Source organism: Klebsiella sp. BDA134-6 (genome assembly GCF_015601345.1).
GTDB classification, from domain to species: Bacteria; Pseudomonadota; Gammaproteobacteria; order Enterobacterales; family Enterobacteriaceae; genus Klebsiella; species Klebsiella grimontii.
This window is the reverse complement of record NZ_CP064784.1, coordinates 4,819,180-4,842,855: the sequence shown is the minus strand read 5'-3', so window position 1 is coordinate 4,842,855 and position 23,676 is coordinate 4,819,180. Positions and strand designations below refer to the sequence as shown.

The following is a 23,676-nucleotide window of genomic DNA, read 5'->3' as shown; positions in this document are numbered from 1 at the left end:
ATGGCTCTACTGAAGAGCGCCCACGGCGGCAATATCCGCGAGGCCGCCGCGCTGTTGGGCATCTGTGCGGAACAGCTGCTGGATTTTAGCGCCAATATCAATCCGCTGGGGATGCCGGAAAGCTTAAAGCACGCCATCATCGACAATATGGCCTGCGCCGAACGCTATCCTGACGTTGAGTATCAGCAGCTGCACCTCGCGCTGGCGGAACACCATCAGATCCCCGACTCATGGATCCTCGCCGGAAACGGCGAAACTGAAGCGATCTTTACGCTGGTTCAGGGTCTCAAGCCGCGCCAGGCGATGATCGTCACTCCGGGCTTTGCCGAATACCGCCGGGCGCTGCAGTCGGTGGACTGCGCGGTACGGGAATTTCTGCTGTGTGAAGAGGATGGCTGGCAGCTCACCGGGGCGATTCTTGACGCTCTGACGCCGGATCTGGACTGTTTGTTTCTCTGCACCCCGAACAACCCAACCGGTCTGCTGCCCGAGCGCCGTCTGCTGGAGATGATTGCTGAACGCTGTAAGTCGCTGGGAATCGCCCTGATTCTCGATGAAGCATTTATCGATTTTATCCCCGATGAGCCGGGGTTTATTCCGCTACTGAGCCGCAACCCGCACGTGTGGGTGCTGCGTTCGCTGACTAAGTTTTATGCCATTCCCGGCCTGCGTCTGGGGTATCTGGTCAATGGCGATGCGCGAGCGGTGGCGAGCATGCGCGAGCGTCAGATGCCGTGGTCAATCAACGCTTTTGCCGCGCTGGCCGGGGAAATTATTCTCCAGGATAGCGTCTATCAGCAGAAAACCTGGCAGTGGCTGGCGGAAGAGGGGCAGCGCTTTTACCATCAGCTGCGCCACGTTCCCGGTCTGACGGTCTATCCCGGGCAGGCCAACTATCTGTTTCTGCGCTGCGACGTGCCGGATCTGGATCTGCAATACGTGATGCTGCAACGGCGCATCCTGATCCGCAGCTGCGCTAACTACCCCGGGCTCGACGGACGCTACTTCCGCGTCGCGATCCGCAGCCAGCAGGAGAATACGCAGCTGCTAACGGCTTTCAGGCGGGTTTTTAACGGGTAGATGTTCCGGGCGTCTGCCGCCATTGTTCGTCTGCGTTCTTCCCGGTGGCGCTGCGCTGACCGGGCTACGGGTTTACAGCCGTCTGCGGTCCGGTAGCCCGGGTAAGGCGCGCAGCGCCGCAACCCGGGGAATGCGCCGGGATTAATGCATCGGTGCAGCTTATCCCCGCCTCGCTCTGCGCTTAGCTGGGCTACGGATTCATAGCCGTCTGCGGACCGGTAGCCCGGACAGGCGCGCAGCGCCGCCTCCGGGGAGGTATGGCTGCTGTAGCGTTAGCGAAGCTTGACGCCGCCCTGCACCATGCGCAGCAGATGTTGCCGGGGCCAGAGCTCGCTAAGCCTCGTTTCCTGCAGCCGCCGCTGCAAATACTCAATATCGTGACGCTGGCGGTCGAGCATCAGGCCGACCACGCTGCCGCTGTGCGCCACGTTAATGCCGTATAAATCGCACTCTTCCACCAGCCCCCGCAGCGTATCAAAACCCGGCTTCGGCAGCAGATGCTGGCTGGCGATGGCGCTCAGCGTCGCCGCCTCGCCCATCCGTCGAGGATCGTCGGTCTGGCAGGCCTGCTGAACTTTCTCCCAGGCCTGATGCAGCGCGGCGGAATGGGCATGCAGCTTTTCGAGCCGGGGAAGGCGGTGGTAATCGGTGGTCAGCAGCGTGGCGGGGCTTTCCAGTACCAGCAGATCGAGCTGAGGCTGGCAGCTGCAGGCAATTTGCGTGGCGGCGGTGTTGTGGTCGAACAGGGTCAGCTGGCGGAACAGGGTGCTGTCGGTGGGTTCCAGGGAAACGCAGAGCCGGGCGAGGGTGGCTTCATCCAGCGGATGGCCGAGATGATGCGCGGTGGCCACCGCCGTCGCGGCGATATCCGCGGTACTGCTGGCCATCCCCTTGGCGACCGGAATCGTAGAGCAAATATCGATCCGAATTTCTTTGCTCAGCGCTGGCGGATAGCGCCAGTAGCTCAGCAGCCGGTCAACCATCGCCCGCGACAGCGGGCGTTCATCCGCGCGAGGCGAACCGTAGTCCACCTCGACGGTGCTGTACCAGTCAACGGGGCAGGAGACCAGCTTCTCGCTGCCGAGGATCCAGCCCTGGATAAGTTCCCCACAGGAGGCGGGGCATTGTGCTACGGCCACGTATTCACCTTTTTACCCGTTATACTTCAAGCTACAGGAGCGTTGGCTGCTCTCATTCACCCCAGTCACTTACTTATGTAAGCTCCTGGGGACTATGAGGGACATCCCTGTCCCTCACTAAAGCCAGCCTTTGGCTGTTCAAATTCGTTCCAGACGAATTTGTCACTCGTTTGCCGCGTTACTCGGCCTGCGGCCTCGCCCCTACGGGGCCAGCGCAAGCGCTGTTCAAAGCACAAGTGCTTTGTCCTGTAACTTGAATTATTTAGGGTAAAGTTTCAGAATTTTAAGCGCATAGTGTCATGCCGATCCCGTTATTACCATGATTCACCGCAACTTGCGGGACGGCGAGCTCAGGCTGAAACGGTTAATGTCTGCGCTTCGGGAAGCGCGAGGCGCATCACGTCGCGGGCAATCATCAGCTCTTCATTGGTATTGATGACCGCCACTTTGACCAGCGCATGTTCGGCCTGAATAAAGGTGGCGTTGTGCTGGTTTTTCTCTTCATCTACCGACAGCCCGAGGAAATTCAGGTTATGGCAGATGGCGCTCCTGGCACGGGCCGAGTTTTCGCCGATGCCGCCGGTAAAGATTAGCGCATCAATTCCACCCATCTGCATGATATAGCTGCCGATGGTGGCGCGAATACGCTCGGCAAATAGCGCCAGCGCCAGGGCCGCCCGACGATTACCGCCGTCCGCCGCCTGTTCGACATCGCGATAATCGTGTGAGACGCCGGAAACCCCCAACAGGCCGGATTCGTTATTCAGCAGCTGATTCAGCTGCTCCGGCGTTTGCCCCTCATGCAGCGCCAGCCACGGTAAAATCGACGGATCGATATCACCGCTGCGGGTGCCCATCATCACCCCGGACTGCGGCGTAAAGCCCATTGAGGTGTTCACCGAACGCCCGCCTTTAATGGCGCAAACGCTGCTGCCGTTGCCGAGATGGCAGCAAACCACGCGCAGAGCGCTCAGCGGCACGCCCAGCTTTTCCGCCAGCGTCGCGCTGACGTACTTATGGCTGGTGCCGTGGAAGCCGTAGCGGCGAATGCCCAGCTCGCTGTAGTAGCGCCACGGCAGCGGATAGATAAACGCGCGCTCGTCCAGCGTCTGGTGAAAAGCGGTATCAAACACCGCTACCGACGGCGTATCGGGCAGCAGCTGGCGGAAGACTTTGATTCCCAGGGCGTTAACCGGGTTATGCAGCGGAGCCAGCTCGGCCAGACGCTCGATTTCCGCTAAGCTTTCATCGGTCACCGGCGTCGAATCTTTAAAGCGCTCGCCGCCGTGCGCCACGCGGTGGCCGACGCCGTCAATATCCTGCAAACTCTCAATAATGCGGTAGCCGAGGAGCTTTTCCAGCAGCAGCGTGACGGCTTCGCGATGATCGGCGATCGGCGCCGATTCCCGCCATTTCTGCGCCGGCGTTTTGAGGGTCACCTGGGCGTTTGCCATACCGATACGTTCAATCAATCCCTGGCAGAGCGTCTCGCCCTGGGGCATTTCCAGCAGCTGGAATTTTAACGATGAGCTGCCGGCGTTGATGGCCATTATTTTGTAAGACATAGGGGTTCCTTCGAATTCAGAAAATCCAGCACCGCGTCGAGTCCCGAATTGTTCAACGCGCTGGTAACAAAAATCCGCCCGGCGCCAGCCTGCATAAGCCACTCCGCGATGAGCGATATCCGCTGCGGGTCGGCGAGGTCGGCTTTGGTGACCAGGCCAATCGTCGGGCGATTCATCGGGGCGGTAAACCCAGGCGAAAACGGCGACCACTGGGCGTCGGCGTTCAGTACCAGGGCGATAACGTCAGCCTCGCAGGCGCTGGTCAGTAGAGCGCTATACAGGCAGCGGTTCTCCAGATATTCCCCCGGCGTATCGATGGCCATCGGCAACCATTCGATAGCCTGGGTTTTCTTATAATGGAGCGCTTCACCGCGCAGGCTTTGCGTTAGCGAGGTTTTGCCGCACTGGCTGGGGCCGATAAACATCAGGCGCTTCATTGCGCTACGTCCGGGTGATTGCGCAGGTGGTGAACTGCATCATCTCGCCCAGAGTGCGCGTCACCTGCTTGAGGGCATATTCCACGGCGGAAACGTCGCCGGTCAGCACCACGGCCCCGGTAAAACGGTCGAGAAAACCGATCTCCACCGCGCCGGATTTGGTGGCGATATCACAGGCGATAATCGACGCCTCGCTGGGGGTAATGGTGAGGATGCCAATGGCGGAAACCGCATCCTGCAGACCGAGCTTCTTAAAGAGATCTTTTCCGGGATTGGCAATCAGGTGCGCGAGGGTGACCTGTTTCCCCGGCACGTACTCCTGAATCATGCGATCCGTTGTCGGCTGTCTTTCCATTATCCCTCCACCATCTGTCGCCACATCGCTTCATGCGGGCGCGGGATCACTGAACGATAAACCAGTAGCCCTTTTTCGCCCGCGCTTTCGCTGGCCACCGTGACCGCGTTATTGACGTCGGATACGTCGCCCGCCACCACCATGTAACATTTACCGCCGATGCCGAAGGCCATATGCACCCGCACCAGGGTGACGTTTGAGCCTTTCACCGCCCGATCGGCGGCGCTGATGCAGGCCGCAACGCTCCAGGTTTCAACGATGCCGACTGCCTGGCGCTTATCTACGCTGTTCAGGCCGCTGATGGCCGGAAGTACGCTGGGATGAATATTCGCCAGCACCAGGCTGTCAACGAGCATTTCGCCGGCCTGCGACGCGCCAGTTTCAATGGCCTGCTGGATAGCGCCGATATCTCCGCCGAGCATCAGCAAAAACTTACCCGGGCAGATAGTCTTGCTGACCAGCAGATTGACGTTGGCGCTTTTCAGCATCGCATCGCCTAGCTCCATTCCTTTGGCAATGCTGGTGAGTTCTAAAATTCCTATAGCCTGAGACATGGTTAACCTCTTACCACCGTGATGGCCTGTTCGCTGATGGCCGCAACCACGCCGTCGATGCTGGCGTGAATCGGCGCGCCTAATACGCCTGCCGGGATATCGGCAACGCATTGCCCGCGCGTAACGCGTTCTCCTACCGCAACGTTGGCTACCGCGCTGGCGCCGATATGCTGGCGCAGCGGCAACGTCACGGTTGCGACCGCCGGTTCGTCTTCCACCAGCGGCGCCTCCTGATACCAGGGGCTTAGCCCCAGTTTGGCGATCAGCCGCTTCACCGGCACCAGGCGATATTTCGCCATCTCATCTGCCGGATAGAGCGGCCCTTCGTAGCGCTGGTTTTGCGCCCGCAGCTCGCGTTTGAGCATGCGGTTGATGCGCATCGGCGAGATCCCCACCGGGCAGGCCACGCTTTCGCAGACGTTGCACTCTGAGCAGGTGAGGGCGCTCAGCAGCAGCTGCGGCGTGGCGGCCTGATGAAAGTTCACCGCCCGTACCAGCAGGTGCGGAGAGAGTTCGTGGCCGATCAGATGCCGCGGGCAGAGATCGGTACAGAGTCGGCACTGTTCGCAGACGGTGCGGGCCACGGAAAGCACCGTGCGCTCATCCTGCATCCGTCGCTGAATAAGCGAATGGCTTTTCGGCAGCACCAGCAGGCCGCCGGTGGTTTTGGTCACCGGGCTATCGAGAGAGGTAATCAGGCCGCCCATCATCGGGCCGCCGTTAATAAAACCGGGGTCGTCGACCGTCGCGCCGCCCGCCAGCGCCAGCACTTCGCGCAGCGACATGCCGATGGGGACGGTGACGGTCAGCGGCCTGGCGACCGCGCCGTTAACGGTCAGCGTCCGGCGGGTCACCGCAAACTGCTGCTCGACCGCGCGGGCCATGTTGAGCACCGTTTGCACGTTATTCACCACGACCCCGACGCTGGCCGGCAGCGCGGCGGGCGCGACCCGGCGACCGGTCGCCAGCCAGATAGTCAGCACCTCATCGCCTGCGGGATAGACATCGGGCAGAATATGCAGGCGAATACCGGCAGGCAGCAGCGGGGTGAGCGCATCGATAGCCCGGCGGTATTTCTCTTTCAGGGCAATCACCCCTTCGCGCGCGCCGGTTGCCGTCATTGCGTATTGTACGCCGCGGACAAGACGCGCAGCCTGCTGCCACATCAGCTGCTGGTCGACCTTGAGCATCGGTTCGCACTCGGCTGCGTTCACCAGAAAAATCTCTACCTGCGCCTGCAGCTTCACGTGGGCGGGAAAACCCGCGCCCCCCGCGCCGACCACGCCCGCTGCGCGAACGCGCTCACGGATGTCATCAGCGCTCAGGGCCATTTCAACAGCGTTGACGGCGTGACTCATAGCAGTTCCTCCAGCAGTTCCCGAATCTCCTCGGCGCTGGCCGGGCGAGGATTGGTGCGTAGCGTGACGTCAGCCAGCGCGGCCTGCACCATCGCCGGAATGCGCGCTGAAAATGTGGATCGTCCCTCTTTCAACGCCACCGCCAGCGAAGGCAGCGCGCAGCGCTGCTTGAGCCGTTCGATTTGCTGGATCAGGGCATTGATCGCCGTAACGTCGTTGGCCTCTGGCGGGCAAAATCCACAGGCTTTTGCCAACCGCGCGTAGCGTTTGGCAGCACGGGGAACAGCGGCGTTAAAGCGGATAACCGTGGTTAACAGCAGCGCGTTGGCAAGACCGTGCGGGAGATGAAACTGTCCGCCAAGCTGGTGCGCGATGGCGTGGTTAAGCCCCAGTCCCGCCTGGCTGAAGGCCATCCCGGCAAGGGTTGAGGCGTTGTGCATTTTCCCGCGCGTCGCCACGCAGTCGCCTTTTTCCACCGCGGTGGGCAGATACTGAAACACCAGTTTGGCGGCTTTTTCCGCCAGCGCGTCGGTAAAGTCGCTGGCGTGCGGAGAGACCCACGCCTCCAGCGCGTGGGTCAGTACGTCCATGCCGGTGTTGGCCGTAATCTGCGGCGGCACGCTGACCACCAGCTCCGGGTCAAGGATCGCCATATCGGGATAGAGCGCGTTGTTAAACAGCGGATACTTGATGCCTTTATCCGGGTCACTAATCACGCAGGCGCTGGTCACTTCCGAACCGGTGCCGCTGGTGGTTGGTATCGCCACGCAGGTTTCGATATTGATGCCGCTCTGCTGGCTGAACCAGACGATAGCCTTCGCCGCATCCATCGCCGAGCCGCCGCCGAAGCCGATAACCACTTGTGGCTGCAGAGCCTGCATTTGCGCAATGCCCTGCGCCACGGTGCGGATGGTGGGGTCCGGGGTTATCTCGCTAAAGACGCTGATGCGGTTATCTGCGGGTAATGCGTTGCGCAGGGTCTCCAGCAGCGGCGAGCGCGCAAGAAAGCCATCGCAGATGATCCAGATGTGCTTGTTGGTAAAGCGCCTGAGCGACGCCAGGCTACCCTGACCGCTGTACAACCGCGTTTGTAGTGAGAAAGTCTTCATCGCGACCTCGGTTAGCGAATGGAAAAGCCGTTGGTCAGCACGCAGCGACGGGAGCGGGCAAAGGTGCGCGCCGAGGTCGTCCCTTCGCCGGTCGGCGTGGCAATGGTAAAGGTGGTAAAGCCTTCACCGCCGACGCCGATCCCGGCATAAGAGGGGCCGTTCTTGACGAAAATCGAGGTTTGCAGGGTGCGGGCTGCGAGGTTCAGGCGCGACACATTTTGCGAGTGCATAATGGCGGTATGATGCAGTCCCTCTTCAACCTTCAGCGCCAGGGCCAGCGCGCTATCGAAATCGCTGACTTTCACGATCGGCAGCATCGGCATCAGCTGTTCGCTGGTGACCCACGGGTCGTCGGCGTTGACGATAGCGATCAGCAAGCGCGGCGCTTTCGCCGGAACGGCGATCCCGGCGGCTTCCAGCAGCGCCGATGGGCTTTTTCCGACCAGCTTCTTATTGGCCAGGCCTTCCGGCAGGCATGCGGCGCGGAGCTTGTCGGTATCGGCCGGGCTTAGCAGCAGCGCGCCGAAGGTTTGCATTTGATGTACCAGACGTTCAGCGACGCTCTCCACCACAATCAGGCTTTTCTCGGCAATGCAGGGCAGGTTGTAATCGAACGAGGCGCCGTTGATGATATCCTCCGCCGCTTTGACCAGGTCAGCGGTTTCATCAACGATGCAGGGGGGGTTGCCCGCGCCAGCACCAATCACTTTTTTACCGCTCTTCATGCCCATCGCCACAATGCCGGGGCCGCCGGTAATAGCGAGGACCGCAATGCGCGGATGGGCCATCATCTGTTGGGTCGCTTCAAACGTCGGTTCCGCCACGGTGACCACCAGGTTGCGGATGCCGCAGCAGCGGAAGGCAATCTCTTCAATCAGGCTGATGAGCTTGAGTGAGACCTTTTTCGCTCCCGGATGCGGGCTGAAGTAGACGCTGTTGCCCGCCGCCAGCATGCTGATGCTGTTGTTGATGATGGTCTCCGTTGGGTTGGTGCTCGGTGCGACCGACCCGATTACGCCAAACGGCGAATACTCAAACAGCACCATACCGCCGTCGCCGGTCAGCGCGGTGGTGGTGAGATCTTCCACGCCGGGGGTGTTGTCCAGCGCAGCCTTGTTTTTCAGGTATTTATCTTCTTTGTTGCCCATTCCCGTTTCATTGGCGCTCTCTTCCGCCAGCGCGGTCAGCAGCGGCGTCAGCTCCTGACGTATCGCGCTGATGATGGCGCTGCGGGTTTTCAACGGGCACTGCTGATAACGTAAGAACGCCTGGTGCGCGGCGTCGATGGCCTCGCTGACGGACTGGAAAATCCCTTTGCCCTGCGGCTGGATCGGCGTTTGCGCTGGCGTGGTTAATTGCTCGCTAAGAATGGTGCGAATAAGGGTTTCGAGTTCAGAAGTATTCATTGATGAGTTCCCACATTAATGGCCGCGATGGCGGCCAGTGCTATGTCCATGTCCTGCTCAACGCTGCCGCCGCTGATGCCAAGACCCCCGATTAATAAGCCGTCGCGCCACAGGGCGTAACCACCGCCAAAGGTGACCACTTTTCCCTGTAAATGCGTTTCGAGGCCATAAAGCGCGGCGCCCGGCTGAACTACATCGCTCAGCTCATGGGTCGCCGTTTTCATCGCCACCGCGGTCCAGGCCTTTTTCGGCGCCAGTTCGCTGCTGACCAGCAGGGCGTCCGGCATCCGCCAGGTCACGGTCTCGGTACCGTGGGCGTCAACGATGCTGATCACCACCGGCACCTGTAGCCGCTGCGCGCGCTCGACGGCGGCGCGGGTGAGCTGGTGTAGATCGTGGAATGAGAGGGCCACGGGCGTCGTCTCCTTACTGCGGCTCGGCTGGCTGGCGGCCAGATAGCGCCGGCTTATTTCACGGATAAGGTTGTTCTGGTGCGCGTCGCTATCTTCGGCGCGGGCCAGGGCGTACAGGCAGTCTGATAAGCGATTGATGTAGCGCATCAGCACCTGGCGCACATTGACTTCCGCCGCCAGCTCCACCAGGCGGCGTTCGGCCCGGCGGGCCAGCGTACGGGCAAAATGCAGGCGGCTCGCAGCTTCGCAGCGGCCGGGTAAAATAAAGCTGTGCAGCGGTTCGACGCGGGCCATGGCCCGATCGATGGCGGCTTCCAGGGCGGAAATTTCTTCGCTGCTGATGTAGCGCTGTTTGGGCGACGGCCGTTCGCTGTCGCTGGCCAGTTCCGCGCTAAACCAGAAAATTTGCTGCTGGATGGCCTCGAGCAGGGCGCGGTGATTTTCATCCGCGGCGGCGCAGGCGCACAGGCTCAGCGCGGCATTCAGCTCGTCCAGCGTGCCGTAGGCTTCAACCCGCGGATGGGTTTTACTCACCCGCTGGCCGGTAAAGAGTGAGGTGGTGCCAGCGTCGCCCGTTCGGGTATAAATCGCCATATTCGCTCCTTAACGTGAAAGCGTATCGACAATGCCGACGACGGCGAGGTCGATGGCCTCGTTTGGCCCGGAAAAAACGTGCCTGGCGCTGGAGCCGCCGCTGAGCAGAACCAGCTCGCCGATCCCCGCGCCGACGGAATCCACGGCGACTTCATCGCCGGAGGTGGGCGAGGCGGGAAGTTCGCCATCGGCGCTGACCCTCCGCACAAGCAGCAGCTTTTTCCCGACCAGGGAAGGCGATTTTTGCGTGGAGACAACCGCGCCCGTGACTCGTGCCAGATGCATGATTTACTCCTGCTTAATTAATTGAATATTCCGCGCGCGCGCCGCGTCGCGCGCCAGGGCGGTCACGAGGCATTTGCGCTGAATAACCAGACGCCCGTGACCTAGCGGCGCGACGTCGCGATAGCTGAGCACCGAACCGGCGTGTAAAACCAGCGGCAGCCCGCGTTCGTCGGCAAAGGTCAGCGGCAGGCGAGCCAGTTTTTTAACCGGGATAACCGGCAGCAGCTGGCCGTGCAGGGTGAGCTGCACGCGGATGCCGAAAGCCAGCGCATCGTGAATGTTGCGGGCGGCGGCATCGTCGGTGTCCGCCTCCGCCAACTGGTTCAGCAGCGGCAGGTCGACGAGCAGGATGCGCAGCGACGCGTGCTGGCAGAACAGACTCCGGCAGTCGGCATCACGCAGTTGCGCAACGCTCAGCGTCGCCGTGCTTTCGGCACGCCGCTGCAGCCGGGAGACGATCGTCTCCACAATGCGCTGCAGAAGTTCAGTGTTCATCGCGGGCCTACCAGCCGGGCAAAGACCTGCGGGCTATCGGCCCCGGCGGCGTTAGCCTCATCGGTATCAATATGCATTTCGAGGCGCATGTCCGGCGAAACGCGAACCGCCACGTTGTTGAAGATCAGCCCGCGCTCGTCGCCTTCAATGGCCACCGAAACTCTGTCGCCGTGGGCGACCCGCAGGATCAGCGCATCGAGCGGCGACATATGAATATGCCGCTGCGCGACGATAACCCCTGACGCCAGCTCCAGCTCGCCAAAAGGGCTGACCAGGCGGATGCCCGGCGTGCCCTTGAGGTTGCCGGACATTCTCAGCGGCGCCGCAACGCCCAGGGTTCTGGCATCGGTACGTGAGATTTCCACCTGGCTTACCGAGCGCAGCGGGCCGAGCAGGCGTACATTTTTCAGTTGCCCCTTCGGCCCCACCAGGGTGACGGTTTGCTCCGCGGCATACTGTCCCGGCTGCAGCAGCGCTTTTTTCTCGCTGATGGGATGGCCGGGGAACAGGCGTTCGTAATCCGCCGCGGACAGGTGGATATGACGATTTGAAACCCCCAGCGGGATGGGCCGTAGCCGCATCTCGTCGAGAACTTTACTGACCGTTGATTCCAGAAGCTGTTTATCCATTACGCCTCACCTCGCTTGCCGGGGTGAATGCAAAGCGAGCGCGGCTCGCCCTTCTGGCGCGGACATTTCGGGTCCAGACACAGGTTGCAGCTAACCAGACCCTGTTCCTGCGGGAGCGCTTCGGAAACCCTATCTGCCGTCTCTGACGCTTCAGGCTCAGGTTGCATGACGGAGAGAGGGGGCGTCTGCGTGCGCAGGATCCCTTCTCCTGGCCTGGCGATGACTTTGTGGGCCACCAGGCCATTTCGCTGTTCGGCAAACTGCGCACCGGTGGTGATAGCCGCCTGCACGGAGGCCACATCACCGGTAATTTTAATCACCGTCCAGCCTGAACCATTGGTCTTTTCGAGGGCGACCAGCGTGATAGAAGCGGATTTCGCCATGATATCGGCGCAGCTAATAGCCAGTGCCAGACCACAAACTTCAAGTAATCCCAGTGATTGCTTCACGCGGTGCTCCTTATTCGCCATCAATCAGGCTGATTTCGGTAAAATGGCCTCAACGTCGCTGTGCGGACGCGGGATCACGTGGCAGGATTTCACTTCACCCACTACGCTTGCCGCCGCGCTGCCCGCGTCCACCGCCGCTTTGACCGCGCCGACGTCGCCGCGAACCATCACGGTCACCAGACCAGAGCCAATTTTTTCGTAGCCAACCAGCTGCACGTTGGCGGATTTCACCATGGCGTCGGCGGCTTCAATAGCGCCCACCAACCCTTTTGTTTCAACCAGTCCCAGTGCGTTATTCATCCTGCTGTTCTCCTGTTGCTTAGCGATTCAGGTCCCGGAAAGGGACCCCTTTGACCAGCCGTGCCGCGTTATTACCGGTGTTGCGATAGGCCTGACTGTCCTGATGATGCATCAGCGTAAAAAGCGGCGCCGATGCGGGTAAATTCTTGTAGTGCACGACCAGCGTATGGCGGTCGCAGGCGATGCCCACCAGCAGCGGCGAACTGCGCGCCGCCTGCCAGGCGCTGTCCACGACCTCTCCGGCCGGCTGATGCTGGAGCAGGAAAGGGATGCCTTCCTCTTCAATGCCCAGCAACACTTCGCGCCACAGGCCGTCGCAGCCGTCGATGGCGGTAATGACGATGGCCGGGGCGCTGTGCTTACTGTCCATGCGCAAACTCCTTATGCCAGGAGAGAATCAGCCCGGTGGCCACCGCGTTTCTCGGGCCTTCGCTGCCGCGAATATTTCCCCGCCCGGCAACCAGGCGGTAGTGCGCCAGCGCATCGGTGACCAGCTGCGGGACTTCGAAATCCAGCGACGAGCCGCCGACCAACACCACGAACGGAATATCGCGAATGTTGCCGGTCGGGCTGACCTGACGCAGCGCGCGCAGGGCGTTGGTGACAAAGACCCGCTCTTTGGCGCTGCGGCGAATGGCGCGTACTTTTTCCAGTGCTAAGTCGCCGGGTAGCGGCACCAGTTCCTCCGGTTTCACCACGCAGACACGAGCGAATACAGCGGGAGGCAGCGGCGTTGAGAAGAACTGCACGCTGCCGTCCTCGTGGCGCAAATGGAACAGGCTTTCGACCTTAGCCAGCGGGTATTTCTTGATCTCTTCCGCCAGATAGCGGTCTTCCAGCCCCAGCTCGCGGGCAATGATCATCGTCACCATATCGCCTGCTCCGGCGAGGTGGGTGGCGATGATTTCGCCTTTAGGGTTGATGATGGAGGCATCGGTGGAGCCTGCGCCGAGGTCGAGGATCGCCAGCGGTCGGGTGGTGCCCGGCGTGGTCAGCGCGCCCAGGATGGCGGCTTCGGCCTCGGCGCCGCCGATCTGCACGTCGATATTAAGCTTCTGCTCGATCTCGCGGGCGATCATCGCCATCTGCAGGCGATCCGATTTCACCATCGAAGCGATGCCGACGGCCTGCTCCAGCGAGAACTCCCCGGCCAGACCGCCGGTGACGCTCACCGGTACCGAGGTATCAACGGCCAGCAGGTCCTGGATGAATATTTCGCTACTCGGCTTGTTGGTCAGCTCGGCCATGGTCTGGCGCACGTGTTCCAGCATGCCGCCGATATTGGTGCCAGCCTCGCCGGTGACGTTATCGAGCCTGCCGCAGCCGTCGACCGCTTTCATGATGGCCTCGGCGCCGGCGGCGACATCTACGCGCACGCTGCGCCCCTGGGCCAGCAACGCCAGGTTACCGGCGGGGATCGCCCGCGCTTTGACATCGCCGGATGGCGTTTTGACCACCACGGCGGAACGGTTGCCAATCAGCGCGCGGGCCATCGGGACGATGTTTTTCGTCTCCTCCGGGTTGAGGTTGAATACGGTAGCGATGCCGTAAGGGTTGGAGAGGGTTTCGATAACCTTCCCCGGAACGGCGACTTCAATCGCCGCCAGCATCCCCAGCGGAATGCGGTCGATGTACAGCACTTCGTCAACGATTGGCAGCGGTTTTTCCAGCCGGTTGCTGACCAGCACGCCGTCGTCGCGCTGCAAAATGACGCCGGTAATCTGATACCCGGCGCGCAGGGAGGCGTTGATAACGTTCGCGATATCGGCAAAATCGAAGGTCGATGACACCACCAGGATATAGGGGGCGTCCGCCGGGCGGGTTAACAGCTCCTGCGGCGTAATAGTGATGCCAACGCCAAGCCCCACGCCGCCGGGCGTTTTCGGGTTATGACCGATCATGGTCGATTCGGTGATGATGGTTTCGGTAATGGTTTCCATCGCCACATCGCCAATCACCGGCGTGGCTTCGTTAATGCGGATGAGCGAAATATCGCTGACATTGATCCCCGCGCGCTTTGCAACGAGAGCGAGGGCCTCCTGAATGCCGAACACGTTACGCAACGTGCCTTTGATCCCGGTGGTTTCCGCTAGCGCGCTATGTGTAATCGTCAGCGCGCCGGCCGCATCCAGAGTCGCCAGGGCGACTTCCGTTGATGAGTTGCCGATATCAATGCCAGCTATATATCGCATTGTTTACCCCTAAAGTTAATCGTCGCCTTTAAGTTTCTTACGCTCGACGTACAGCGTGGCCGCTTCGCGAACGAAAGCGGCGCAAATCTTCGCCTGATAGCGGCTTTCGAGATCGTCGGCGATCGCCAGCAGCTCCTCTTTCGTCGAGCGATAGGGGCGGAGGGCGTTGTAGATTTCAAGAATGCGATCGTCCGGTACCGCGGTCAGCTCGGCGGCGCGTTCGAAGTTCATCGCCAGCCGGTCGCGGCCCGCGTCTTTGGCGATAGACGCCTGTAAGCGCAGGGTTTCCGGGGTGATACGCATATCCTGGGCGGTGACTTTGTTGCTCAGTACGTTTTCCAGCGTAAAGTCGTCCAGCGTTTTATTGGTGGCGGTTTTCACCCATTCCGGGTGCTTGTTCGCCAGCGGATAGTCGCTGACCCTGGCGCTACGGGGCGCGCCGCCAGCCGCCGGAGCCGCCGCAGGCGCCTCGCCCTGCAGGCTATTCATGCGGCTCAATACGTCGCGGACCATCGATTCAATTGCGTCGGTATTCATGGAGTTATCCTTTATCAAAGCGCCACGCGCAGTTCCTGCGGGTTTTTACCCGTCACCACGTACTTGGTCTCTTTAATGTGCAAAATGGCCGATTTCGCCTGGTACTTCGGCCGCGCCATCTGATCATTCAGTGTCGGGACCGGCTGCGGCGATTCGCGTTTCGCATAGCGGGCGGCGTTCTTACCAATCTGACGGTAGGTGTCCAGGGTCAGCAGCGGCGCCTGTGGGAACAGCTCCAGGTTGGAGAGCGGCGGCAGCCCCTGCTGGTGGATAACCGTGGTGCCTTTCGACTGGATGCCGATAGAGATGCCGGAGCCGCTCAGGCGATTGCCCTCAACGGCGACGAAGGCCACGTCGGAGGATTTAAAGCAGCGAATCACGCGCGCTTTAATGCCTTCTTCTTCAATACCGGCAATCACTTCGCGCAGAATGCTCTTATGCGGGATGCCAACGATATTGACGGTCTGCGCCAGGCCGAAAGCCGGGCCGACGGCGATAATCACTTCGTCCTGCTGGGTTCCCTGACGCGCTTCGCCCACTTCGGTCAGGAAGCCGTCGCCGGCAGGCGCTGCGGAGGCAGCCGGCGCATTAAACGAGACCGGTTTATCGCTGCCCTTCATTTCGCTAAGCACGTCTTCAATTATCTGGCGCAGCAATTTTTCATTAATTTCCATTTCTCACCCCTTAATCAATCTCGTTGGGATCAAGAGCGCCAGGGATGTTTTTGATCTCTTCCCAGCGTTCGCCCTGCAGGCGATAACCCGTTGCCGGACCGGCATAATCGTTAACGTCGTTGACGGCTGATAGCACCTGTCCGTCGCCGACGATAATCGCGGAGGTATGCAGATAGTCCCCGGTCAGCTTGGCCTTCTGGATGTTGAGCATGTCCTGGGCCACGTCGGTAAACCCGCCCTGCGCCAGCGCTTTCACCACTTCCAGACCGTTGCGGTTTTGATTGATGATTTCCTGGGCGAACTTGATGTCTTCGACGATGTTACGCTCCGGCATATCTTTCGAACCGTGGGCGTAGGTCGCGGCTTCAACTTCCTCATCAGTAATCGGCGGCAGCCCCATTCCGGCAAACACGGCCTGCAGCGCGCGGGCGGCTTTGTTACGGATGGCGATGACGTCCTCTTCACGAACCGGACGCAGACCGCCGTCCACCTTCAGGTCGCGCTGGATAACGTTGTAGTCGTCAAAGTCTTCGGCGTCTTCGTTGGAGCCGGCGAACATGTTGTCGTAGTTCGGCACCGCGGAGTAACCGGAAGAGATGAAGTCGGTTCCCGGCAGGAACTGCATCAGCAGGCGCGCGGTGCGACGCATATCGGAGTGGGTAAAGGTCTGGTCGTTACTGGAGGCGCATTCCAGATCCAGCGACGAGCAGATCAGGTTTTCCGCCAGCACCGCACGAATGCCTGACGGCACCGCAGACGGTACGCCGATGCAGCTTACCGAGCCGTTTTGCAGCCCCTGAACGCCGGCGGCTTTGGTGATGTAGATGCAGCGCGCTTCCAGATAAAGCATGGATTTGCCTTCGGCGTAGCCCATCTGCACTTCCGAGCCGGAGCCGGAGGTGAAGCGCATTTTCAGGCCGCGAGAGGCGTAGGACGAGGCCAGGAAGCCCTTCGACCACGGGGTGTCGTCGCCGTCGGTAAAGACCGGCTCGGTGCCGTAGACGGAGATGGTTTCGGCGTAGCAGGTATGGCCCAGCATGCCGAGCTTCAGCTCGGTGGCTTCTTCCAGCGAGCACTGAGTCAGCACGCCCGGACGGCCTACCTGCGAGCCCACCAGCAGCGCGATGGCGTTAAACGGCGCATAGCGCGCTACCGCAACCGTGGTTTCTTGTTCGTCAAATCCGCGCCATGCGCCTTCGGCGGCGTCGGCGGCAATTTGTACCGGGTTATCTTTGACGTTGGTGACGTGGGCCTGCTGGGACGGGGTGCGGCGAGCGCGCATTTTCTGCATCGCCATCATCATCTCGACCACGTTCATATGCGAAACCACTTCGACGATTTTCGCCGGCGTCATCGCGGTGGTCAGCGGGACGATTTCGCTGCGTTTGACGTTCGGATCGCACAGCATATTGGCCAGCTTGACCGAATCCATCGCCATCACTTCTTCAGCGCGGTTCAGATTGATGCCGTAGCGGGCGATGAAGTGGTCGATCAGGTCAAATTCGCTTACCGGTTTCCCGTCCAGCTCGGTTACCGCGCCGTTAACGATTTTAATCGACGGTTTCGGGTCGTTCGGGCTTTCCATTGCGATAAAGCCTTCTTCGATCCACTCTTTAACGAAGCCGTCCTGATTCACAGGGCGTTTCGCCAGTGCTTCAAATCTTTTCGATCTCATGAATCAGCCTCGTGGGTATCAGATGTAGGACGGGCGATCGTTTTTCGGTTCAGAACCGAGGGTCGCAAGGACGGTTTTGCCGATTTCGCGCGCCGAGATGACCGCCTGGCGGACCGCGCCGGAGTCGCCGGAAATCACCAGAATGGCTTCGTTACTGAAGCTGGTGCCGTGCGCCGGGGAGCTATAGGCCACGACTTCAACGTTGGCTGACTTCAGCGCGGTATCGGCCATCAGTACGCCAACCGAAGCCGGCGCGCCGACGATGATGCCGCAGGCGCGGCCAATCGGCGCGCCGAACGCTTTTTCCAGGGCGTAGCTGGCGCGAGCGGTGTACTGCAGCTCGATATGTCCGGCTTCGTTGCCGTAAACATCGCCGAAGGTGCGGTCGAGCTCTTTCAGGGCGACTTCGATACCGCGCTTAACGTCGGAAACGTCGTTGCCGCCTAAAATAATCAGCGAACCGTGGCCCGCGCCGCCTTTGGTATCGCGCGGAAGCTCAATGCTGACCACTTCGGTGTTGGTTGCTTTCACCGCTTCGTCCGCCGCCATAATGTGCGGGCCTGCGCCGGTGCGGGCGCCGAGAATGCCGATGGAGCGATAGCGTTTTTCAAGCTTCATCGCGTCCAGCAGGGCGGTATCGACGTTGGCGATCACCAGGCCCAGGGTGTCGCCAATGGCGGTCCCGACAAATTCCGTTAAACTGCAGCTTTTTTCTGCCATAGCCGTCTCTCGTATTGGATGGTTTTCAGTAGGGATGGCCTGCTGTTCCGGCGTTGCCACACGGGCAATCACCTGAGCCATGATCTGTTCAACCAGCTCATTGCTGCTCATTGGCTAATTCCCTTCGGTAAGATTTTTTCTACATCGGTGTGAGGGCGTGGGATGACGTGTACGGCTTTCACTTCTCCCACGTTACGTGCGGCGGCGGCACCGGCATCGGTGGCCGCTTTCACCGCGCCAACGTCGCCGCGCACGATGACGGTGACCAGCCCGGAGCCAATCTTTTCATAGCCCACTAACATCACATTGGCTGACTTCACCATTGCATCAGCGGCCTCTATGGCTGCGGTTAAGCCTTTGGTTTCTACCATTCCTAGTGCTTCTTGTTGCATAAAGACCTCGCATGGAGTGTTCCGATAGTTGGGACTATAAGAAGATGCGAGGAAAAAGAATGGCTGACTTGAATTTGATGGTGAAAAAATAGTGGGTGTTTAATAATATAAAATTGTCATTTATAAATTTAATGCAATGATTTTATTATATATTTTTATTTTGTCTTATGTGATTATCTTGTTTTGTATATTCCATATTTACAAATTTATTCATGACGAATTTAATTTTATCTGCTATGCGAGAAAAACTGATTTGTGATGTTTGTTGGAAAAAGAGGAGTTGGTTTTAGCAATATTTTTGCATGCCAAAGGGACAGGTTAATTACAGAATCCACGCGTCAGCGTAGCTCTTCCGGCTTATTCCATGACAATAATTTGTTATTGATGCCCGAATTTTCCGGAGCCGCCGTCGGCAGGTTGCCAACAATTTGTGGAGCGGAGTTCATATAGTGATGCTCGTTGTACTCTACTGCCAGCAGGAGGTTGGCTGGTCAGGACACGAACTCTGCTAAGAAGGTGTCACCATGAATGATTCGTTAAAAGCGCAATGTACCGCCGAGTTTCTGGGCACCGGGCTGTTTTTGTTTTTCGGCATCGGCTGCCTGAGCGCGTTGAAAGTGGCGGGCGCGAGCCTCGGGCTATGGGAGATATGCATTATCTGGGGGCTGGGGATCTCGCTTGCCGTCTATCTGACGTCGGGAATATCCGGCGGCCATCTCAACCCGGCGGTGACCGTGGCTTTATGGCTATTTGCCTGCTTTCCCGGACGAAAAGTGTTCCCCTATATCGTTTCACAGGTCGCGGGCGCCTTTGGCGGCGCGGTGCTGGCCTATGTGTTGTACAGCACTATGTTTACCGAGTTTGAATCCGCCCACCATATTGCTCGCGGCAGTGTGGAGAGCCTGCAGTTGGCGAGTATTTTCAGCACCTACCCGGCGGCGTCGCTGAGCATCTGGCACGCGGCGCTGGTCGAAGTGGTAATCACCTCCATGCTGATGGGGATGATCATGGCGCTGACCGACGATGGCAACGGCGTGCCGAAAGGGCCGCTGGCCCCGCTGTTGATCGGTCTGCTGGTGGCGGTCATTGGCGCCTCAACCGGGCCGCTGACCGGCTTCGCGATGAATCCGGCACGTGATTTTGGACCGAAGCTGTTTACGTGGATGGCGGGCTGGGGCGATATCGCGATGACCGGCGGAAGGGATATTCCGTATTTTATTGTACCGATTATTGCGCCGCTGATCGGCGCCTGCCTCGGCGCGGCGATCTATCGTTATCTGATAGGGAATAACTTACCGTGTAATACCTGTAAATTAGAGGATTAATGTATCGGCTGAAATAGCTAAAAAATTTCATGAACCGGTATCACGAACTGGCCAAAAACGTCTCCCACGGATGGGAGACTTTTGCTATCGTAATATTCTTTTATCGTTGGCGGTAAATGATGATGAAAGGCAGTGAATATTAAAAAAATGTTTTATTTATAACAAAAAATTAACTGAGAGGTTTTATCATGATTTCTGCGAGCACACTGAACTCAGAACTCATTAATAAAATCGCACAGGATTTTGCGCAGGCCACCAGTCTGGCGGTTGTGGTTGTCAATATTCACGGTGATGAAATATCCGAACTGTTTAATTTCACTCCTTTCTGCCAGCTGATGCGCCAGCATCCCCAGCACAGCACCCGCTGCCGAATGAGCGACCGCTGCGGCGGACTCGAGGCCTCGAAAACCGATGCGCTCTGTATCTACCGCTGCCACGCCGGGTTAACCGATTTTTCCATTCCGCTGGTTATCGCCGGGCACCTTGTGGGCTTCGTGCTTTGTGGCCAGGTGCGCTTAAGCAACGACGTTGAACTGGTGGATATCCTCAACGTTGACGACCGCTGGCAGGCTGACCCCGAGCTGCTTAAAGCGTTCCGCGACGTGCCGGAGATGGACTACTCCAGAGTGATTGCCTCCGCGGATTTACTGAAGCTGATCGTCGAGAATTGCCTGAAAAAGCAGCTTAATTTTGTGGTGATTAAAGACAATCCCCAGCCGCCTGAACCCGCGCGCGCCAGCCGGGCGGTCAGCCCCCACGACAGTAAAATGAAGAAGGCGCTGCGCTACATTGACGCCCATTTATCCGACGAGCTTCGCCTGGAAGACGTCGCCGCCCACGTTTATCTCAGTCCCTACTATTTCAGTAAGCTGTTCAAAAAATATCAGGGAATCGGTTTTAACGCGTGGGTTAACCATCAGCGGATGGTGAGCGCCAAAGAGCTGCTTTGCCACAGCGACTGGAGCATCGCCAGCATTGCGCGGAATTTAGGATTTTCGCAAACCAGCTATTTTTGCAAAGTTTTTCGCCAGGCTTATCAGGTCACTCCGCAGGCCTATCGCCAGCAAATTAACGCCAGATCACAAACTGAGTCAATTTAAATGACAATATTTTGTTATTGCCGATTTTTGATATGCCCTCGTATCTGGCTCATTATAAAATGAAAATATCTCATTCAGAGCAATAAATTGTCATAGCGCAACAAAATAATAATGAGAGAACGATAAGCTGCACCAGTTTTTATTTATTTGATGGGATAGAGTGACAACTGAAATGCTTTTCAGAGCGCTATCGGCGTAATGAAGCAGCCTTTGCAATTAAAGATTAAACACGACGGGAGCCATCCAGCTTCCGTAAGATGTTCCTGAAAGCATTCGAGCCGGGCAGTCCCGCTCGAATCACGACGGACTAAACCGACAGGCGCCAGGGAAGGGGGTGTGAATCCCCCGCAGCCCCCGCTGCTGTGATGCTGACGAACCCATATTTAGCCACTGATCTGCTTACCGGATTGGGAAGGATGGGGGAGGACGACGCTAAGCCAGAAGACCTGCCTGCCGGTAATAATCAACAACTTCGGTGGGAAGTGGGTTGCTCAGATGCGTACAGTCGAAAGACTGGGAATGCACGCAGCCCTACCACCCGGCACAGGATCGGGGTATGGCAGCCAGGCAGCACGCATTTATTCTCGCAGGTACCGGCAGCGGTTGTGGTAAAACCACCGTTACGCTTGGTCTGCTCAGCCTGTTGAAGCAGCGCGGCATGCGGGTGCAGCCGTACAAAGTCGGCCCGGACTACCTCGACACCGGCTGGCACACCGCCGTCAGCGGCGTCGCTTCCCGCAACCTCGATGGCTTTATGCTCCCGGAGCCAGTGCTTAACGCGCTGTTTTGCGAACGGATGCAGCGGGCGGATATCGCGGTCATTGAAGGCGTCATGGGGCTGTATGACGGTTTCGGCGCCGACCCCGGCTACTGCAGTACCGCCGCGATGGCCAAACAGCTCGGCTGTCCGGTCATTTTACTGGTAGACGGTAAAGCGGTTTCCACCTCCATCGCCGCCACGGTGATGGGATTTCAGCACTTCGACCCCAGCCTGAATATCGCCGGCGTTATCGTCAATCGCGTCAACAGCGACACCCATTATCAACTTCTCAAAGGCGCCATTGAACGCTACTGCGGGCTGCCGGTGCTCGGCTACGTGCCGCGGGTGGAAGGGGTGGCGTTACCGGAACGCCATCTGGGACTGGTTACCGCCCGCGAGTCGCTGGTTAACCAGCAGCCGTGGCGCGATTTTGCCCACACGCTGGCGCAAACGCTGGATATTGAACGGCTCCTTGCCCTTAGCCAACTCATTACCCTACCCGCCGGGGAGTGGTCCCCGCTGCCGTCGCCCGACGCCGGCGCGGGCCTGACGCTGGCGCTGGCCGACGACGAAGCCTTCAACTTTTACTACCCGGATAACCTCACGCTGCTCGAACGTTGCGGGGTGAATATCGTGCGCTTCAGCCCGCTGCGCGATAGCGAGCTTCCACCGTGCCAGATGATTTGGCTCGGCGGCGGCTATCCGGAAATTCATGCCGCCGCGCTGGCGGCGAACACGCGGATGCTGGCGCAGCTGCAGGAGGCGCACCGGCGCGGGGTGGCGATTTACGCCGAATGCGGCGGCCTGATGTATCTCGGCAGCACTCTTGAAGACGCCAGCGGCGACATCTATCCGATGGCCAACCTTATTCCCGGTCACAGCAAGATGGGCAAACGGCTCACCCGCTTTGGCTACTGTGAGGCGCGGGCGATGCGGCAAACGCTGCTGGCGGCGCCCGGCGAAATCCTGCGCGGGCACGAGTTTCACTACTCGGATTTTACCCCCGAGTCCCCTGCGGTCCTGGCCTGCCGCAAAGTCCGCGACGGCATCACCCTCCAGCAGTGGTCGGGCGGCTGGCAGGTGGGCAACACGTTCGCCAGTTATCTGCACCTGCACTTTGCGCAGCGTCCCATGATGCTTAACCACTGGCTGGCTGCGGCAAGGAGCGCGCTATGACGCTGCTGGCCTGGGGCGTTGCCTGGCTCCTTGATTTTTTCATCGGCGATCCGCAGAGCTGGCCGCACCCGGTGCGCTGGATTGGCAACCTGATCGCCGTCGTTCAGCGCGGCGTGCGTCGCTGCTGTCACAGCGATGCGGCCCTGCGCCTCGGCGGCGCGATGATGTGGCTGGTGGTGGTCGGGCTGACGTGGGGCGTCTCCTGGGGCGTGCTGACCCTGGCGCAGGCGATCCATCCGTGGCTTGGGTGGCTCGTTGAAGTATGGATGATTTTCACCGTGCTGGCCGGACGCTGTCTGGCGCAGTCGGCGCGGGATGTCGAGCGTCCGCTGCGCGCGGGCGATCAGGTGGAGAGCCGTATCAAACTGTCGTGGATCGTCGGGCGAGATACGTCGCAGCTTGCGCCGCAGCAGATTAATCGCGCGGTGGTGGAAACCGTCGCGGAGAACACCGTCGACGGCATTATCGCGCCGCTCTTCTTTTTGCTGCTGGGCGGCGCGCCGCTGGCGATGGCCTATAAAGCGGTCAACACCCTGGACTCGATGGTTGGCTATAAGCACGAAAAATATCGTGCCATCGGCATGGTCAGCGCCCGCCTCGATGATGTCGCCAACTTTATCCCCGCCCGCCTGAGCTGGCTGCTTATCAGCCTCGCCGCTCTCCTCTGCGGTGAAGCGGGCGGCCGCGCGTTGCGTATCGGCTGGCGCGACCGCTACAACCACAGCAGCCCGAACTGCGGCTGGTCGGAAGCGGCGGTCGCCGGGGCGCTCGGCATCCGGCTTGGCGGCCCTAACGATTACTTTGGCCAGCGCGTGGAGAAGCCGTGGATCGGCGACGCGACGCGCGATATTTCCGTAGATGATATTTCCCGAACGATTCGACTGATGTGGGTGTCTTCGACCCTGGCGCTGGCGCTGTTTATGGCGGTCCGGTACTGGCTGGTCGGCGCAGCCTGAG

Annotated in this window: 26 protein-coding genes and 1 riboswitch; of the genes, 5 read left to right on the top strand and 21 right to left on the bottom strand. The window is 59.6% G+C overall.

The features are described 5' to 3' along the window. Positions 1 to 1,080: a threonine-phosphate decarboxylase CobD gene (cobD, locus tag IYV58_RS22370; RefSeq protein ID WP_142446862.1), complete on the top strand. Its 1,080-nt coding sequence runs from the start codon at positions 1 to 3 to the stop codon at positions 1,078 to 1,080. A gap of 272 nt (positions 1,081 to 1,352) precedes the next feature. Here cobD and IYV58_RS22365 read toward each other — a convergent pair whose 3' ends face one another. The 21 genes from IYV58_RS22365 to pduA all read right to left on the bottom strand — a co-directional run bounded on the left by IYV58_RS22365 (position 1,353) and on the right by pduA (position 18,358). Continuing rightward, positions 1,353 to 2,219: an L-threonine kinase gene (locus IYV58_RS22365; protein WP_142470351.1), complete on the bottom strand. Its 867-nt coding sequence runs from the start codon at positions 2,217 to 2,219 to the stop codon at positions 1,353 to 1,355. 350 nt (positions 2,220 to 2,569) lie between these two features. Further along, complete coding sequence (locus IYV58_RS22360) at positions 2,570 to 3,784, bottom strand: acetate/propionate family kinase (RefSeq protein ID WP_004124553.1); 1,215 nt, start codon at positions 3,782 to 3,784, stop codon at positions 2,570 to 2,572. Continuing rightward, positions 3,769 to 4,221 carry a propanediol utilization protein PduV gene (gene pduV / locus IYV58_RS22355; protein ID WP_195729264.1) on the bottom strand — a complete coding sequence of 151 codons (453 nt, stop codon included), beginning with the start codon at positions 4,219 to 4,221 and terminating at the stop codon, positions 3,769 to 3,771. Before pduV ends, IYV58_RS22360 begins: the two co-directional genes overlap by 16 nt. Positions 4,222 to 4,225: 4 nt before the next feature. After that, the gene (gene pduU, locus IYV58_RS22350) at positions 4,226 to 4,576 is read right to left on the bottom strand and encodes a propanediol utilization microcompartment protein PduU (RefSeq protein WP_004124546.1); all 351 of its coding nucleotides are present in this window, start codon (positions 4,574 to 4,576) and stop codon (positions 4,226 to 4,228) included. Beyond that, positions 4,576 to 5,130, bottom strand: coding sequence for a propanediol utilization microcompartment protein PduT (gene pduT / locus IYV58_RS22345; protein WP_004124543.1), 555 nt, complete (start codon positions 5,128 to 5,130; stop codon positions 4,576 to 4,578). The genes pduU and pduT overlap by 1 nt, the downstream gene beginning before the upstream one ends. Positions 5,131 to 5,132: 2 nt before the next feature. Continuing rightward, positions 5,133 to 6,488, bottom strand: coding sequence for a cobalamin reductase PduS (gene pduS, locus IYV58_RS22340; RefSeq protein WP_049123346.1), 1,356 nt, complete (start codon positions 6,486 to 6,488; stop codon positions 5,133 to 5,135). After that, a complete protein-coding gene (gene pduQ / locus IYV58_RS22335) occupies positions 6,485 to 7,597 on the bottom strand; it encodes a 1-propanol dehydrogenase PduQ (RefSeq protein ID WP_142469485.1) in 1,113 nt (370 codons plus the stop codon). Before pduQ ends, pduS begins: the two co-directional genes overlap by 4 nt. Positions 7,598 to 7,608: 11 nt before the next feature. Then, positions 7,609 to 9,003: a CoA-acylating propionaldehyde dehydrogenase PduP gene (gene pduP, locus IYV58_RS22330; RefSeq protein ID WP_195729263.1), complete on the bottom strand. Its 1,395-nt coding sequence runs from the start codon at positions 9,001 to 9,003 to the stop codon at positions 7,609 to 7,611. Beyond that, the gene (gene pduO, locus IYV58_RS22325) at positions 9,000 to 10,010 is read right to left on the bottom strand and encodes a two-domain cob(I)yrinic acid a,c-diamide adenosyltransferase PduO (RefSeq protein ID WP_004124530.1); all 1,011 of its coding nucleotides are present in this window, start codon (positions 10,008 to 10,010) and stop codon (positions 9,000 to 9,002) included. The genes pduP and pduO overlap by 4 nt, the downstream gene beginning before the upstream one ends. A 9-nt stretch (positions 10,011 to 10,019) precedes the next feature. Next, a complete protein-coding gene (gene pduN, locus IYV58_RS22320; protein WP_004124529.1) occupies positions 10,020 to 10,295 on the bottom strand; it encodes a propanediol utilization microcompartment protein PduN in 276 nt (91 codons plus the stop codon). A 3-nt stretch (positions 10,296 to 10,298) separates the two neighbouring features. Then, positions 10,299 to 10,790, bottom strand: a complete 492-nt coding sequence (gene pduM, locus IYV58_RS22315; RefSeq protein ID WP_004124528.1) for a microcompartment protein PduM — start codon at positions 10,788 to 10,790, stop codon at positions 10,299 to 10,301. Continuing rightward, positions 10,787 to 11,419 carry a phosphate propanoyltransferase gene (locus IYV58_RS22310; RefSeq protein ID WP_004124527.1) on the bottom strand — a complete coding sequence of 211 codons (633 nt, stop codon included), beginning with the start codon at positions 11,417 to 11,419 and terminating at the stop codon, positions 10,787 to 10,789. The genes pduM and IYV58_RS22310 overlap by 4 nt, the downstream gene beginning before the upstream one ends. After that, entirely contained in the window at positions 11,419 to 11,889 is a 471-nt protein-coding gene (locus IYV58_RS22305) for a BMC domain-containing protein (RefSeq protein ID WP_087829907.1), read from the bottom strand. Before IYV58_RS22305 ends, IYV58_RS22310 begins: the two co-directional genes overlap by 1 nt. A 3-nt stretch (positions 11,890 to 11,892) precedes the next feature. After that, on the bottom strand, positions 11,893 to 12,168 hold the full coding sequence (gene pduJ, locus IYV58_RS22300) for a propanediol utilization microcompartment protein PduJ (protein WP_001057755.1): 276 nt from the start codon (positions 12,166 to 12,168) through the stop codon (positions 11,893 to 11,895). A gap of 19 nt (positions 12,169 to 12,187) precedes the next feature. Continuing rightward, complete coding sequence (gene pduH / locus IYV58_RS22295; RefSeq protein ID WP_004124522.1) at positions 12,188 to 12,538, bottom strand: propanediol dehydratase reactivase beta subunit PduH; 351 nt, start codon at positions 12,536 to 12,538, stop codon at positions 12,188 to 12,190. Beyond that, entirely contained in the window at positions 12,528 to 14,360 is a 1,833-nt protein-coding gene (gene pduG / locus IYV58_RS22290) for a propanediol dehydratase reactivase alpha subunit PduG (protein WP_049114663.1), read from the bottom strand. Before pduG ends, pduH begins: the two co-directional genes overlap by 11 nt. Before the next feature lie 15 nt (positions 14,361 to 14,375). Further along, positions 14,376 to 14,897: a propanediol dehydratase small subunit PduE gene (pduE, locus tag IYV58_RS22285; protein ID WP_004124517.1), complete on the bottom strand. Its 522-nt coding sequence runs from the start codon at positions 14,895 to 14,897 to the stop codon at positions 14,376 to 14,378. 14 nt (positions 14,898 to 14,911) lie between these two features. Beyond that, positions 14,912 to 15,571: a propanediol dehydratase medium subunit PduD gene (gene pduD, locus IYV58_RS22280; RefSeq protein ID WP_004124509.1), complete on the bottom strand. Its 660-nt coding sequence runs from the start codon at positions 15,569 to 15,571 to the stop codon at positions 14,912 to 14,914. Positions 15,572 to 15,581: 10 nt separating this feature from the next. Further along, positions 15,582 to 17,246: a propanediol dehydratase large subunit PduC gene (gene pduC, locus IYV58_RS22275; RefSeq protein ID WP_004124506.1), complete on the bottom strand. Its 1,665-nt coding sequence runs from the start codon at positions 17,244 to 17,246 to the stop codon at positions 15,582 to 15,584. An 18-nt stretch (positions 17,247 to 17,264) separates the two neighbouring features. Further along, positions 17,265 to 18,077: a propanediol utilization microcompartment protein PduB gene (gene pduB, locus IYV58_RS22270; RefSeq protein WP_004124503.1), complete on the bottom strand. Its 813-nt coding sequence runs from the start codon at positions 18,075 to 18,077 to the stop codon at positions 17,265 to 17,267. Continuing rightward, a complete protein-coding gene (gene pduA, locus IYV58_RS22265) occupies positions 18,074 to 18,358 on the bottom strand; it encodes a propanediol utilization microcompartment protein PduA (protein ID WP_001183618.1) in 285 nt (94 codons plus the stop codon). Before pduA ends, pduB begins: the two co-directional genes overlap by 4 nt. A gap of 524 nt (positions 18,359 to 18,882) precedes the next feature. Here pduA and pduF point away from each other — a divergent pair. The 4 genes from pduF (at position 18,883) to cbiB (ending at position 23,675) form a co-directional block, all read left to right on the top strand. Further along, positions 18,883 to 19,683, top strand: a complete 801-nt coding sequence (gene pduF, locus IYV58_RS22260) for a propanediol diffusion facilitator PduF (protein ID WP_004105118.1) — start codon at positions 18,883 to 18,885, stop codon at positions 19,681 to 19,683. Positions 19,684 to 19,871: 188 nt separating this feature from the next. Continuing rightward, a complete protein-coding gene (gene pocR, locus IYV58_RS22255; RefSeq protein ID WP_049114807.1) occupies positions 19,872 to 20,783 on the top strand; it encodes a transcriptional regulator PocR in 912 nt (303 codons plus the stop codon). A gap of 267 nt (positions 20,784 to 21,050) precedes the next feature. Next, a riboswitch (cobalamin riboswitch) is annotated at positions 21,051 to 21,252 on the top strand. Between the two features lie 87 nt (positions 21,253 to 21,339). Continuing rightward, on the top strand, positions 21,340 to 22,719 hold the full coding sequence (locus IYV58_RS22250) for a cobyrinate a,c-diamide synthase (protein WP_087829902.1): 1,380 nt from the start codon (positions 21,340 to 21,342) through the stop codon (positions 22,717 to 22,719). Continuing rightward, positions 22,716 to 23,675: an adenosylcobinamide-phosphate synthase CbiB gene (gene cbiB, locus IYV58_RS22245; protein ID WP_004124488.1), complete on the top strand. Its 960-nt coding sequence runs from the start codon at positions 22,716 to 22,718 to the stop codon at positions 23,673 to 23,675. The genes IYV58_RS22250 and cbiB overlap by 4 nt, the downstream gene beginning before the upstream one ends. The last annotated feature ends 1 nt before the right edge of the window (position 23,676 follow it).

Excerpts from the sequence above, each read along its gene's own strand:
- cobD (WP_142446862.1), top strand. The coding sequence starts at position 1 with ATGGCTCTACTGAAGAGCGCCCACGGCGGCAATATCCGCGAGGCCGCC.
- IYV58_RS22360 (WP_004124553.1), bottom strand. The coding sequence starts at position 3,784 with ATGTCTTACAAAATAATGGCCATCAACGCCGGCAGCTCATCGTTAAAA.
- pduV (WP_195729264.1), bottom strand. The coding sequence starts at position 4,221 with ATGAAGCGCCTGATGTTTATCGGCCCCAGCCAGTGCGGCAAAACCTCG.
- pduU (WP_004124546.1), bottom strand. The coding sequence starts at position 4,576 with ATGGAAAGACAGCCGACAACGGATCGCATGATTCAGGAGTACGTGCCG.
- pduT (WP_004124543.1), bottom strand. The coding sequence starts at position 5,130 with ATGTCTCAGGCTATAGGAATTTTAGAACTCACCAGCATTGCCAAAGGA.
- pduS (WP_049123346.1), bottom strand. The coding sequence starts at position 6,488 with ATGAGTCACGCCGTCAACGCTGTTGAAATGGCCCTGAGCGCTGATGAC.
- pduQ (WP_142469485.1), bottom strand. The coding sequence starts at position 7,597 with ATGAAGACTTTCTCACTACAAACGCGGTTGTACAGCGGTCAGGGTAGC.
- pduP (WP_195729263.1), bottom strand. The coding sequence starts at position 9,003 with ATGAATACTTCTGAACTCGAAACCCTTATTCGCACCATTCTTAGCGAG.
- pduO (WP_004124530.1), bottom strand. The coding sequence starts at position 10,010 with ATGGCGATTTATACCCGAACGGGCGACGCTGGCACCACCTCACTCTTT.
- pduN (WP_004124529.1), bottom strand. The coding sequence starts at position 10,295 with ATGCATCTGGCACGAGTCACGGGCGCGGTTGTCTCCACGCAAAAATCG.
- pduM (WP_004124528.1), bottom strand. The coding sequence starts at position 10,790 with ATGAACACTGAACTTCTGCAGCGCATTGTGGAGACGATCGTCTCCCGG.
- IYV58_RS22310 (WP_004124527.1), bottom strand. The coding sequence starts at position 11,419 with ATGGATAAACAGCTTCTGGAATCAACGGTCAGTAAAGTTCTCGACGAG.
- IYV58_RS22305 (WP_087829907.1), bottom strand. The coding sequence starts at position 11,889 with ATGGCGAATAAGGAGCACCGCGTGAAGCAATCACTGGGATTACTTGAA.
- pduJ (WP_001057755.1), bottom strand. The coding sequence starts at position 12,168 with ATGAATAACGCACTGGGACTGGTTGAAACAAAAGGGTTGGTGGGCGCT.
- pduH (WP_004124522.1), bottom strand. The coding sequence starts at position 12,538 with ATGGACAGTAAGCACAGCGCCCCGGCCATCGTCATTACCGCCATCGAC.
- pduG (WP_049114663.1), bottom strand. The coding sequence starts at position 14,360 with ATGCGATATATAGCTGGCATTGATATCGGCAACTCATCAACGGAAGTC.
- pduE (WP_004124517.1), bottom strand. The coding sequence starts at position 14,897 with ATGAATACCGACGCAATTGAATCGATGGTCCGCGACGTATTGAGCCGC.
- pduD (WP_004124509.1), bottom strand. The coding sequence starts at position 15,571 with ATGGAAATTAATGAAAAATTGCTGCGCCAGATAATTGAAGACGTGCTT.
- pduC (WP_004124506.1), bottom strand. The coding sequence starts at position 17,246 with ATGAGATCGAAAAGATTTGAAGCACTGGCGAAACGCCCTGTGAATCAG.
- pduB (WP_004124503.1), bottom strand. The coding sequence starts at position 18,077 with ATGAGCAGCAATGAGCTGGTTGAACAGATCATGGCTCAGGTGATTGCC.
- pduA (WP_001183618.1), bottom strand. The coding sequence starts at position 18,358 with ATGCAACAAGAAGCACTAGGAATGGTAGAAACCAAAGGCTTAACCGCA.
- pduF (WP_004105118.1), top strand. The coding sequence starts at position 18,883 with ATGAATGATTCGTTAAAAGCGCAATGTACCGCCGAGTTTCTGGGCACC.
- pocR (WP_049114807.1), top strand. The coding sequence starts at position 19,872 with ATGATTTCTGCGAGCACACTGAACTCAGAACTCATTAATAAAATCGCA.
- IYV58_RS22250 (WP_087829902.1), top strand. The coding sequence starts at position 21,340 with ATGGCAGCCAGGCAGCACGCATTTATTCTCGCAGGTACCGGCAGCGGT.
- cbiB (WP_004124488.1), top strand. The coding sequence starts at position 22,716 with ATGACGCTGCTGGCCTGGGGCGTTGCCTGGCTCCTTGATTTTTTCATC.